This is a genomic window from Oligoflexus sp. (genome assembly GCF_035712445.1).
GTDB lineage: Bacteria > Bdellovibrionota_B > Oligoflexia > Oligoflexales > Oligoflexaceae > Oligoflexus.
The window spans coordinates 1-12,376 of sequence record NZ_DASTAT010000067.1 but is presented as its reverse complement, the minus strand read 5'-3'; the positions used below and the strand labels follow the sequence as shown (position 1 = coordinate 12,376).

At 54.4% G+C, this 12,376-nt stretch carries 9 protein-coding genes, 1 tRNA gene and 1 rRNA gene; 2 read left to right on the top strand and 9 right to left on the bottom strand.

The features are described 5' to 3' along the window. Positions 1-145: 145 nt before the first annotated feature. The 6 genes from VFO10_RS14500 to VFO10_RS14475 form a co-directional block, all read right to left on the bottom strand. A tRNA-Arg gene (locus tag VFO10_RS14500) sits at positions 146-220 on the bottom strand. A 52-nt stretch (positions 221-272) separates the two neighbouring features. Then, a complete protein-coding gene (locus tag VFO10_RS14495) occupies positions 273-1,592 on the bottom strand; it encodes a pyruvate dehydrogenase complex dihydrolipoamide acetyltransferase (protein ID WP_325141339.1) in 1,320 nt (439 codons plus the stop codon). 18 nt (positions 1,593-1,610) lie between these two features. Beyond that, positions 1,611-2,588, bottom strand: coding sequence for a pyruvate dehydrogenase complex E1 component subunit beta (locus VFO10_RS14490; RefSeq protein WP_325141337.1), 978 nt, complete (start codon positions 2,586-2,588; stop codon positions 1,611-1,613). A 24-nt stretch (positions 2,589-2,612) separates the two neighbouring features. Next, the gene (pdhA, locus tag VFO10_RS14485; RefSeq protein WP_325141334.1) at positions 2,613-3,596 is read right to left on the bottom strand and encodes a pyruvate dehydrogenase (acetyl-transferring) E1 component subunit alpha; all 984 of its coding nucleotides are present in this window, start codon (positions 3,594-3,596) and stop codon (positions 2,613-2,615) included. 139 nt (positions 3,597-3,735) lie between these two features. Beyond that, on the bottom strand, positions 3,736-4,968 hold the full coding sequence (gene fabF, locus VFO10_RS14480) for a beta-ketoacyl-ACP synthase II (protein ID WP_325141332.1): 1,233 nt from the start codon (positions 4,966-4,968) through the stop codon (positions 3,736-3,738). A gap of 124 nt (positions 4,969-5,092) precedes the next feature. Then, complete coding sequence (locus tag VFO10_RS14475) at positions 5,093-6,283, bottom strand: LptF/LptG family permease (RefSeq protein ID WP_325141330.1); 1,191 nt, start codon at positions 6,281-6,283, stop codon at positions 5,093-5,095. A gap of 208 nt (positions 6,284-6,491) precedes the next feature. On the opposite strand from VFO10_RS14475, the gene VFO10_RS14470 reads away from it, so the two are divergent. Together VFO10_RS14470 and VFO10_RS14465 are read left to right on the top strand one after the other, a co-directional pair. After that, positions 6,492-7,754: a penicillin-binding transpeptidase domain-containing protein gene (locus VFO10_RS14470; RefSeq protein ID WP_325141328.1), complete on the top strand. Its 1,263-nt coding sequence runs from the start codon at positions 6,492-6,494 to the stop codon at positions 7,752-7,754. Between the two features lie 161 nt (positions 7,755-7,915). Continuing rightward, complete coding sequence (locus tag VFO10_RS14465; RefSeq protein ID WP_325141326.1) at positions 7,916-8,869, top strand: isopenicillin N synthase family dioxygenase; 954 nt, start codon at positions 7,916-7,918, stop codon at positions 8,867-8,869. Here the strand turns inward: VFO10_RS14465 and VFO10_RS14460 are convergent. The 3 genes from VFO10_RS14460 to rrf all read right to left on the bottom strand — a co-directional run. After that, positions 8,866-10,998 (bottom strand): NERD domain-containing protein, encoded by a 2,133-nt coding sequence (locus VFO10_RS14460; RefSeq protein ID WP_325141324.1) that lies wholly within the window; start codon positions 10,996-10,998, stop codon positions 8,866-8,868. The two genes, VFO10_RS14465 and VFO10_RS14460, sit on opposite strands and share 4 nt — an antisense overlap. 197 nt (positions 10,999-11,195) lie before the next feature. Then, a complete protein-coding gene (locus tag VFO10_RS14455; RefSeq protein ID WP_325141322.1) occupies positions 11,196-12,041 on the bottom strand; it encodes a protein-glutamine glutaminase family protein in 846 nt (281 codons plus the stop codon). Between the two features lie 250 nt (positions 12,042-12,291). Beyond that, positions 12,292-12,376: ribosomal RNA gene (gene rrf / locus VFO10_RS14450) — 5S ribosomal RNA — on the bottom strand; the annotation flags it as partial.

The following is a 12,376-nucleotide window of genomic DNA, read 5'->3' as shown; positions in this document are numbered from 1 at the left end:
GGTTTTAAATATGTGCCGGTAGAGAGATTCAGGGTCGGACCCACTACGATTCGGGGAGAGCCGTTTTAAATATGTGCCGGTAGAGAGATTCAGGGTCGGACCCACTACGATTCGGGGAGAGCCGGAAATGAAGGCAAGTGTTGAGTGGCGGCCCCACCTGGAATCGAACCAAGAATTGTCCCTTAGGAAGGGACCGTTATATCCATTTAACTATAGGGCCATTCGGACACAGAAAGGGGTCTCACGAGACCCCTTTTATTTCTACTAACAGCTTAGGACAGGATCAGCAAGGGGTCTTCCAGGTACGACGCGAGCGTCTGGAGGAAAGAAGCTCCAACAGCGCCGTCCACCACGCGGTGATCGCACGACATGGTCATGGTCATCCGGGGTTGAACTTCCACCGCACCCGCTTCGTTGACCCATGGTGTCGGGATGGTGGCGCCGACAGCCAGAATTGCAGCCTGAGGGGGGTTGATGATCGCTGTGAAGTGCTCGATACCCATCATGCCGAGGTTTGAAATCGAGAACGTTCCGTTCTGATATTCATCCGGTTTCAAACCACCGCTTTTCGCGCGGTCGATAAGGTCCTTGGTCACACGAGCAATATCACGCGCGCCGAGGTGGTTGGCATTACGAACCACAGGCGTGATCAGGCCATCGGGAATCGCAACGGCAACAGCGACATGAGCCGCTCCGTAACGGCGAATGAAATCTCCCTGCCAGGACGAATTCACTTCAGGATGCTTCATCAAAGCGCGGGACACAGCCAGCACCAAAAGATCGGTAACGCTGACTTTTTGCTGTTTTTGCGCTTCGGCTTCAGCATTCAAACGCTGACGCCACGCGTTCAGACGCGACATGTTCACCGAACGGGTCAGATAGAAATGCGGCGCCTCGTTTTTGCCGGCGAGCAAACGCTTGGCAATAGTCTTGCGCATCATGTTCACAGGAATATCCTGATCGCCGAACTGAGGCAGAGGCATCGGCTGAATAGGACCAACCTCTTTCGCAGGAGCTGACGCTCTTGGAGCCGCTCCACCCCCGGCCAGAGCCTGCTCGACATCGCGGATAACAACGCGGCCGTTCGGTCCCGAACCTTGAATCTGACTCAGATCCACATGCTTTTCTTCAGCCACTTTCTTGGCCAAAGGCGAAGCCCGCAGGCGCTCGCCCGTGCCTTGTGCAGGGGCCGGAGCTGGAGCCGGTGCCGCGGGAGCAGGAGCAGCTTTTGCAGGCGCTGGTGCCGGAGCAGCTTTTGCAGCCGCAGGAGCAGGAGCCGCTGGTTTCGGCGCTTCCGCTTTCGGAGCCTCGGCCTTGCCTTTACCGCCGAGTTTTCCAAGGTCAACGTTCTCGCCCTTCTCACCGATCACACAGATCGGCTCATTCAAAGCGCAGGCCTTGCCCGCAGGCACGAGAATCTTTAAAAGCGTCCCTTCAAAAGGGGAATTATATTCCATCGTCGCCTTGTCGGTTTCGATCTCGACAAAAGCTTCGCCTTCCTTGACGAAATCACCTTCTTTTTTCAACCAGGCCGCGATCCCACCTTCTTCCATGGTGTCGCTGAGCTTGGGCATTTCTATGACTTCTGCCATAACACTTCCTGCTGCGTTTTAAAGGTAAAGGGCTTCTTTCACCGCTGCCACAATACGTTCCACGGAAGGAACTGTGCGCTCCTCCTGAGCCTCGTTGTAAGGCATGGGAACAAATTCGTTGGTAACCCGGCCGATGGGTGCGTCGAGTTCATCGAAGCATTCCTTCTGCACGCGATCGGCAATCTGCGAGCCGACCGAACCAAAGCTCCACGCTTCCTCAACGATCACAAGTCGATGGGTCTTCCGCACCGATGCGAAGATCAAGTCTTCATCCAAAGGCTGGAGCGTACGCGGATCCAAAACCTCGGCGGAAATACCTTCCTTGGCCAAAGCTTCGGCGGCTTCCATGGTTTTGTGCAGAATCTTGTTCCAGGCGATCAGCGTCACATCCGTGCCTTCACGCTTGATGTCGCCAACGCCCAAAGGAATGATATATTCCTCGTCCGGCACTTCGCCCTTCATGCCGTACATCATCTCGCTTTCCAGGAACAGCACAGGGTTGTTATCCCGGATCGCGGCTTTCAAAAGACCCTTGCCATCATAAGGCGTCGAACACGTGACGACCTTCAAACCAGGGATATTGGTGAGCATGGGCTCATAAGCCTGGCTATGCTGCGCCGCAAGCATGTGCGCGGCACCGTTGGGACCGCGGAACACGATGGGCACATTGAATTGTCCACCGGACATATAAAGCATCTTCGCCGCGTGGTTCACGATCTGATCCAAAGCCTGGATACCGAAGTTCCAGGTCATGAATTCAATGATCGGCCGTGTGCCGGTCATCGCCGCGCCCACTCCCAAACCGGCAAAGCCAAGTTCAGAAATAGGAGAATCCCACACGCGACGCGGCCCGAAGCGGTCCAAAAGACCCTTCGAAACCTTGTACGCACCATTATAAAGACCAACTTCTTCGCCCATCAGGAACACGTTAGGATCGCGTTCCATCTCTTCGGCCATCGCCTGACCCAGGGCTTCACGAAATGTTAAAACTGCCATCGAATGATCTCCTTCTTCCCCTCATCAAGGAACCAAAACATGGTCCCACAGCTCTTCAACCGGCGGATTCGGTGAATTGTCAGCGAATTCCTCCGCTGCCTTCACGCGTTCCTTGGCCTCGTTATCCCAGGCCTTGAACTCAGCTTCCGTCGCCAGCTTCTGCTCGCTCATGAAGCGTTCAAGCTGCATGATGGGATCGCGGTTCTTCTGATAATCTTCCACTTCCTCTTTGGTCCGGTAAGTTCCGGGATCCGACACCGAATGACCGCGATAGCGGTAGGTGAGGGCCTCAAGGAGATAAGGCTTATGATCCTTGCGCATCTGATCGACGATGGCTTTCACATGCTCGTGAACCGTCACGACGTTCATGCCATCGACATCGGAATGAGCCATATCAAAGGCAAGAGCCCGCTTCCAGAGCGCATCCACCGAAGTGGTGCGACGGATGTCGGTGCCCATGCCGTACTTGTTGTTTTCAATGATGAAGAGCACGGGCAGATCCCAGGTCGCCGCCATGTTCATCGCTTCGAAAAACTGACCCTGGTTGGTCGCGGCGTCACCCATGTAGCACACGCAGATATCGTCTTCGTTGCGGTAGCGAATGGAGAAACCCACGCCTGCCGCAATCGGTGTCTGTCCACCGACGATGCCGTGACCGCCAAGGAAACGATGTTCCTTGCTGAACATGTGCATCGAACCGCCTTTGCCACGGCAGCACCCATCGACCTTGCCGAAGAGTTCAGCCATCACCGCCTCAGGCGAGATGCCTTTGCCAATAGCCTGCGTGTGGGAGCGATAGCCGCTGAGCATGTAATCAGTGTCACGGAGAGCACTCTGCACCCCAACAGCCAGTGCTTCCTGGCCGATGTGAAGGTGACAGAAGCCGGAAAACTTCTGCTTGGTGTAGGCCAGACCTACACGCTCCTCAAATCTGCGGAACAGGGCCATGTCCTTGTACATTTTGACAAGGAGATCCCGCTCCAAGGGAGTCTTCTTCTTCGCAGTCATTTCTCACCCTTCAAAAACTTGAGATCTTGTAAAATTACGAAAATTCCTGGGCTTTTATGCTGTCTTTTTGGGTAATGAAGCCAAAAAAAAACAACAACCTGCTGCTTTTACACCAAACAGCAGGTTGAAAAAATACATTTCAATGAAAGCGACGGAAGGCGATCGTCGCGTTTGTGCCTCCGAAACCGAAGGAATTCGACAGAGCGACATGAACCTTTTTCTCGGCAGCTTCGCGCACCGTATAATCCAGCGGACAATCCGGATCCGGCGTTTGGAAATTCGCCGTCGGAGGCACCAGACTGCGATGAATGGTCAGAGCGGTATAGACCGCCTCAATACCACCAGCCGCGCCCAGACAATGGCCGGTCACGCCTTTGGTCGAGGAAATCGCCAGCTTGTAAGCATGGGGCCCAAAAAGGTCCATGATCGCTTCTGATTCATACTGATCGTTGATCTTGGTCGAAGTTCCATGCGCGTTGATATAGTCGATGTCGTCCGGCATCAGCCCTGCTGAATCCAATGCCATCTTCATACATCGACGACCACCTTCGCCGCGCTCACGAGGCGCTGTAATATGATGTCCATCGCCGGACAAACCGTAGCCGATGACCTCGGCGTAAATTTTTGCTCCGCGTTTTTTCGCACTTTCCAGCTCTTCGAGCACCAGGATACCGGCGCCTTCACCCATGACGAAGCCATCTCGATTCATATCGAAGGGCCGCGACGCGCGAACCGGATCGTCGTTGTTGGTGCTCAAAGCCTTCAGCGCTGCAAACGATGCAATACCAAGCGGACTGATCGCACTCTCCGCCCCACCACAGACCATGGCATCCGCCATGCCGTCCCGGATATAACGGAAGGCTTCGCCAATGGCGTGCGTTCCGCTCGAACAGGCCGTTGCGGTACAGGTGTTGGGTCCACGCAGCTGATACTGAATGGAAACGTAACCTGCCGCCATATTGGGTATGGCATAAGGGATAAAAAACGGCGAAATTCGTTTCTCGCCTTTTTCCAGGAGGATCTTGGTGGATTCTTCGATATCAGCGATGCCGCCCATACCCACACCGATGACACAGCCATTCCGCTCTTGGTTCACATTCAAAGGCAGACCGCTGTCCTTGATTGCCTCATCGGCAGCCATGGTGGCGAATACAATAAAGCGGCTGAGTCGATTGGCATCCTTGGGGTCGATCACGCCTTCGGTTCTGAGGTTCTTCACTTCACCGGCCACCTGCACACGGTGTCCTGTGGGATCGTAAAGCGTAATACGGCCGGTTCCTGAGCGACCCGCGACGGCGCTTTCCCAGGCTTCCTGAACATTGTTTCCAGTCGGTGCAACGATTCCCAAACCTGTGATGACAACTCGTCTCATGTCTCCACCTTCAAGCTGTTGAATGGCTATCGCCTCGACTCGGCTGACCCCTCATCCAAGAGAGTCCCCAGTCATATCACGCTTGCAGCGGCTCGACCAGCGATCAGTTGTATGCTCGTCACCCTTAGTCTGCGCGCATTTTAGCACGCCTCCGAAGATTCCTTAAGCCGGGAATATGACGCAAATCAAAGATGGATTCTGAAGGCGGGAGGCGGTTCTTTTGGTAGACCATAAAGGCACCAAAGCCTGTCATGAGTAGATGCGGCAACCAGGCCCCAGCTGGACCTGAAAGCATTCCTTTTTCGGCCAGAAACTTAAACGACATCATGGCAATGTAGCCGAGCACAATCGCAAGACTGGCCCCGAGGAACGCATGATTTTTTCCACGCCGTTCATCCTGAATACCGAGCACCATGGCAAAGAGTGCAAATGCAAAGCAGGCGAAGGGCATGCTCATGCGTTGATGATAAAGAAAGCGGGCCTTCAGATAATTCTCACGATCCTTCGGTTCCTTGCTGTCTTTCACCGAATCCACGTAACGACTCAGCTCACCCGGCGTGTAGCTGCGATAATCATCTTCCGCTGATCCGGGCCCGAAGATCTGCTCGCGGAAAATCGAAAGGAGATCAAGCTCGGCGCGTTTGAATTTGATCACCGAAACATCATCACTATCAGCCTTCGTCGTGTAGATGATTCCATAATCGAAGGACATGCGCAGATCCCCGGCTTCCACCGAGCCCGTGATGGCTGCGGCGGGAGCGAGCAGGGTGAAATGCTGATTCTGCGTGTTATGACCTGGACCCAGCATCACGTTTTCAAAACGGGTGCGATCGGGTGAGATGTGTTCGGCATAGAGCACATAACCCAGAAAGTCGTCGAGAAAAACTCCAGGCTTCATTCGATAACGAATCATGTTATCCAATTCAGTCTGAGTCTTGCGATGATAGAACTGCAGCGTCTCGCGACGTCCCCAGGCCTCGAAGTAAACCGCGCCCAGCAAGGCGATGAGGTAGGCGACGAACGTGACCGCCAGGACTGGCCTCAGCGCGCGACGCAGTGAGTATCCTGAAGCGATCATGGCCGTGAATTCGCCGTCCGCCGACAGACGACTGAATGCTAAAAGGATGGCAAACATAATCGAGATGGGTACAATGATGGAAATAAACGGCATCAGGATGAAAAGAAAAGGCAGGAGCAGGTTTTCCACGGAAAGACCGAAGGTCACGAGGATTTCCGAAAGACGAACGAGCTGCGATATCACGATGACAGCGCTCATGACGCAAAAGACCGTCACAAACTGCGGCATGATTTCCAAAATCAGGTAGAAAAAGAGAGTGATAACGCAACTCCTATAGGGGCCGACCCAATATTATCGCGGATTGCGCGCCTGTGAGCAAGAACGCAGAGTTTGCAATAGTATCCAAGGCCGTGTAAAAAATCTTCTGATCCTGTATAATAGGCTCATAACAGCTCAAAATTTCGATCCAACCATAAAAAAACCTTTATAAAGGTAGAGGATAAGAGTGTCAAACTCCCATACTACTCGCCGGGGCCGGCTCTATTTTTCTCTTCTGTGGCTGGCGGGTTGCCTCGCCTGCCAGCAGTCCTCGGCTCAGAAAGGCGATACGACGGCACCTCCGCACCCCGTCACGGACACGAGCAAACCGCAAAGCCTGACAACTCTGCCGGTTGACCTGCCCGAATGGAGTGATACCGATAGCAACCCGCAGTTGGCAGGTCGTCCGGTCACTATCGTGCCTCAGATTCAGAATCAAATCTCGCGTTTTATTCGCAATGGCGGCAGTCCTATCTCCGCTTTGGTCATGATCAATGTGAAGACCGGAGAAATCCTGGCCATGGCGCAGGGTGCCCCACCCGCCCGCTGGGGCGCGGAAACGCATTCGGCTCTGCATATCGGTTTCCCTACGGCTTCGCTTTTCAAGACCGTCGTCGCTGCGACTGCGTTTGAAATTGCGGACATTGATACCGAAGCCACCCTCAGCATGTTCGGCGGCTGCTCGCATGTGAATCCCCGTGGCATCTGGCCGCCTGTGGAGAGCAATAAGCCCAACCAGGGACTTAGTCTGCGCCGTGCGTATGGCAACAGCTGCAATGGTTTCTTCGCCAAGCTTGCGGTCAATCGGCTGGGTCTTGGCCCGATTTTGAACATGGCCAAGAGACTCGGCTGGAATAATCAGTCCCTGGCCGCCGACTTCATGATGCCCGCAAGCCCCTTGCGTGAACCCAGCGCCACTTCATCGAGCATTCATACGATCGGAAAATTCGCAGCCGGATTCGGTTCGGTTTCCATTTCCGCCGTTCATGCCGCCTGGCAGGAATCGGTGATCGCGAACAACGGCATGGCCATTCCCGTGCGCCTTTTCAAGGATACGCCCGTCGGCGTTCCGAGTCAGGGCACGCGGGTTTTTGAAGAAAGCACGGCCATCAATCTGAAGCGCATTATGGATTCAACCGTGATGGATGGAACCGCGAAACACGCATTCAGTCGCGGCCGTCTGCGCCTTCTGCGAACGGAAGTCGGCGGAAAAACAGGCACGCTGACCGGCAATCATCCCCAGGGTTTGACGACCTGGTTCGCCGGCATCTATCCCCTGGAAGATCCTGAAATAGCTGTGGCGGCCGTGGTGATGCTGGAAAACCTCTGGAAATTCAAGGCCACCAACCTCGCAGCCGAATCCATAATGGCTTATTATGATTATCGGAACGGTCCTGACAGTCCGATGAAAACAGCGCGGAAGTCCGCGGCTCATGAAGCCGCTCGCTAAACCACCCGAGGCGCTGTAAAAACAGCGCCTTTCTCATTTCACCCCCTTCGAAATTTTGGATATGCTTTAGCGAAAGATGGACTTTGCAGTCCTCTGTGGCTTTTGTTAGTCATGAGCCACCGTTACAGCATCTTTTTTTAGACCTCGATGAGGAGAGTTCCATGAGTTCGCATTACTCGATCCCTGTCGTCGATCTTCATGACTATGTGCATGGCACAGCGGAGCAGAAAGACCAGTTCATTAAAGGCGTCGGCAACGCCTTGCGGGAAGTGGGTTTCTTCGCCCTGACCAATCACACCGTCAGTCCTGATTTGATCCGCGATACCTATGCTCAGACTGCTGAACTCTTCGAGCTCCCTGAAGCCATCAAAAAATCCTATGAAGTGCCGGGCCTCAAAGGCCAGCGTGGCTACACCTCGTTCGGCAAAGAACACGCGAAGGATTCGAAGGCTCCCGATTTGAAAGAATTCTGGCATGTGGGTCAGGAACTTTCCGCTGAGCATCCGCGTTCGGCCGGTTATCCGCCGAACGTCTGGCCCAAGGAGCTGAAGGATTTTCAAAGGGTGATGGTGGACGTCTACCGTCGCCTGGAATCCGCGGCTTTTTCCATCCTGGAAGCCTGCGCGATTTATATCGGTGAGGAAAAGTCTTTGATCCGTGATACCGCGATTGATGGGAATTCCATCCTGCGCCTCATTCATTATCCGCCCGTCCCTGCGGATCGTGATCCCTCCAGCATTCGCGCCGGAGCGCATGAGGATATCAACCTCATCACGCTGCTGATTGATGCCACGGCCTCGGGCCTGGAAATCCTTGACCGCCGCAACCAGTGGGTGCCGGTCGTAACGCCCAAGGGCTGTATCATCGTGGATGCGGGGGATATGCTGCAGAACCTGACGAACGGCTTTTTCAAATCCACGACGCATCGCGTCGTGAATCCGGATAACAGCCGCGAGCGCCGTTACTCAGCGCCTTTCTTCGTGCATGCGCGGGGCGAGGTACCATTGAATCCCCTGGCTTCCTGCATCAAAGCCACGGGTGGAAAACAGACTTATCCGAACATCACGGCCGACGCGTACCTCATGCAGCGCCTGAAAGAGATCGGCCTCGCTTAAGCCACGCCGTTTTTCTTGCCGCTCTTCGGTTTGATTTTCTTCGCGCCTGCAGGCTTGACTGCAGGCTTCACTTCCGCCTTGACGGAAGGCTTCACCTCAGACTTGACAGCCGGCTTCACGAGATCCTTTTCAGGATTTTCGTGGGGCGTCATGCGCACTAATTTCAGATCCACGGCGATCGGCGCGAACCCTTCAAGGCGCACACGGAAACTCAGGCGGGTCCCGACTTCTATTTTATCGCTGCCGATTTCTTTCAAATCATGCGGAAAGAACATCAGGGTCGAGCGCTGCAGGCTCGGGTCGTCAACCGTAAGCCAGCCGACGCGTTCGGGATTGAAGTAACTCACAGTGCCGGCATACATATGGTCATGCGAAGCTTCGCCGATAATCAGCGAGCCCTTGTTGCTGATGGCATCCATGGCTTTCTGGATGACCTCTTTCTTCGCGTCGTCTTCCTGGAGTAAAATATAGAGCATGTGTTTCGCACGCGTGCAGGCCACATAAAGAAGACTCGCCATGATCGGATTGGTCAGCGGCATGTTGTATTCGCTCAGGTTGCAGATCAGGCCGACCGAGGTTTCCAGGCCTTTAAAAGCCTGAATCGTCGATACGGCAAGAGTTCTGTCACTCCGCGGGGCTTTCCGATTATTTCCGATATCACACAGCTCAAAATTGCCTAGTTTTTGAACATTTTGAAGGACCGACCCTTCCTGCAGTGGGCGTCGAGCTGACAGGATTGTGATTTCCTCGCTGCGCAGTCCTTCCTGATCACAAAGGCGTGATGCGAGTTCTTCGATTTTTTTCTGCGCGTCGGCCGCATCCTTATAAAGAATCAGAGCTGGGATATACCCGAGTCGCCCGGAGTGACTGTTCAGGATCTGCCGACCCGTGCGGAAATTCCGCGAGAAGGTCGAGATTTCCTTGGTCGTGCGATAGTTATTCACCAGCGGGAAGTAAGGAGTGCTGATCGGAAGCACATCCTCGGGCACAAAATGGCCTTCTGAAGAGCCGGAACCGAAGACACCCTGGCTACGATCGAAGAAGATATAAAAATGACTGTCAGGGCTCTGCAAGGACGCCTCGATGGATTCCCACCAGAAAGGCTGCACGTCCTGGGCTTCATCACAGAGAAGGACATCGAAGCGTTTGCTGCTCTTCAGAATCGAGGCTTTCAGGCGCTCGGGGCCCACATACTGAATCCAGTCCTCACGGCTGCCTTCAAAATCGGGAGCACGCTTGAGGATATCCACGCCGAAGTCGGAGGCGAATTCCGCATAGGTCTGCACTTCAATGCGACTGCCGACCTGTTCGGTCATGTACTGATTCAGGACCGGGTTGGGTGAAAGGAGCAGGACTTTCTGCCCAAGATCACGGAAGTGCTTCGCAAGAGCCATGGCCAGCATGGTTTTGCCCGTTCCGGCTTCGCCTTCGACCGCAAGACGTTTGGTGCTGACCATCGGCGATATCAGCGTGTCGTGGATATGCTCGACGTCTTTGACCTTGCTTTCATGCTGGTCGATGTAATCGCGAATATAAAGGCGGCTGGTGTAATGCGAGCCGCGGAGTATTTTATCGACGGCATCCGACACGTCATCAAATTCAAGAAAGCGGGCCGGCTGGGCGGCCGTGACGGCTTTCATCAGGGATTCTTCGAGATTCTCAAGGCGCTGGCGACCGATCAGCAGCATGTTTTCCACATCGGGGCGATCGGGGAAGTCCTGTTCATGCACCGAAGGAAGGCAGACCATGTGGGTCATGGGGACTTTGACGTTTTTCTTCTTCAGGTAGCGGAGGAAGCGACTCTTCCAGTTCAGGGCCTGGGCGAAAGGATTTTTGATGGGGAAACGCTCGCCGAAGCGGTTTTCCGTATAGAACTGAAGATTGTCGGGGTTATACGAGATGCGCCCGCCTTTGACTTCCATCACGACAAGGCCGATGCGCGGATGAAAGAGCACGAAATCAATTTCGTTATCGGTCAGCCCGTTTTCGCCTTCGATGCCGCTGAGCGTGCAGGAGTAATAGACCGCCCAATCGTTGCTGAGCATTTTGCACTGCTGGTAGAACTGTTCCTCCGCCTGGCTGGCGAAGATTACACGGACCTTGTCAGTATTGGGATAGAGTCGAGCCATGGGATGCCTCAGACGCGGATTGCGCCAGGGGTGTTGCTTTCAAGATATGGTCCAGGCAACGCTCTGGTGTATCCACTGAATAATGTGAGAGAAAAATGATAAGGGGCTGTCAAGTATTCTGACACAGGTCGGGAGCTGTGAGAAGGGCTGCAGGATTTCGCGGGCCAATCAGCTGACAGGCCCACGCTTCCCGGGATTTAGCGGTAGTAGCCTTCCATCGCTGTCTTGCAGGCGGATCCAGCTGTCGTCCACGAGCCGGTGACGCCATCGCGGGTCAGCTTCTTCACGCCGTCCATGGCTTTGGCGAGACGGGTCGTGCTGGCGAGAAGGCGCTTGGTCTTGGCGCTTCGTTCATTGACATCAAGGTCTTCGTTCTTGATGTAGTTGTGCATGACCGTACAGGCTGAGTGGATGTCACTCGACAGGAAGGTTGGCATTTCAGAGAACGTTGGAATCAGGACGGAAGGATCGATGGGTCGGGCTTTCAAGGACATGACGGTGCCATCGCTGGCTTTAACAGTGGTGTAGGCCAGGGATTCGTCCGTATCGAATTCCGCGACGCGGCCGCTTTCATCGAAATAGGCGGAGCCGGCCCGGATCTGCGTCCAGGTGCTGCGCGCTGTCGCCGCGAGATCATCGTCCGACTCGGCGAAATTTTCCGCCAGCCATTGTGTGCGCGTCAGAGGACGGGATTCAAATGCGGGATCAAGGATCCAGGGTTCCTGTGAGGAGTTTGCGACCTGCAGCAGCGGGGCGACGTGGTAGCTCCAGGTTACCGCCTTGGTCGGCTGAAGATAGCCGAAGACATAATGCGCAGAACTTGGAATGCCTTCAGCGGCCAATTCCAGTGACATATACAGAGAGCGCGCGTAGCAACCGTCAACGATGTAGGTGAACGGCAGGTAATCGATGCCTTTGACGATAGCGAAGGCTTTGTTCGCTTGCTGCTGGGATACGAGCGCGCTTGTATCGCTTGTCTGGGCAGTGTTCTGGCCGCAAGCCGCGAGCGTGAAAAGACTGAAAAAGAAAAGTTGTTTCCGCATTGAAGTGTCGTCCTAGTGAGTTATTGCTCCTCTTTACATAGCCAACGCTTCAGTGGGAAGTCTAATTAAAATTTGGCAAATACTTCATTTTATAGTCAGCGTGAATTGTCGGCTTCTTACTGTCGCTCAAGGGTTACAGGTCGTGAAGCTTTGTTTGGAGACTGTCGTCACCCCGCGGGAGCGGGGGCGGAAACCACTCAACGCACAAAACCCCTGGCGGATTTCTCCATCAGGGGTTTTGCTATTTTTAAGGCTGCACCGAGCTACTCTCCCACAGTTTAAACTGCAGTACCATCGCCGCTGAAGAGCTTGACTTCCGTGTTCGGGATGGGAAC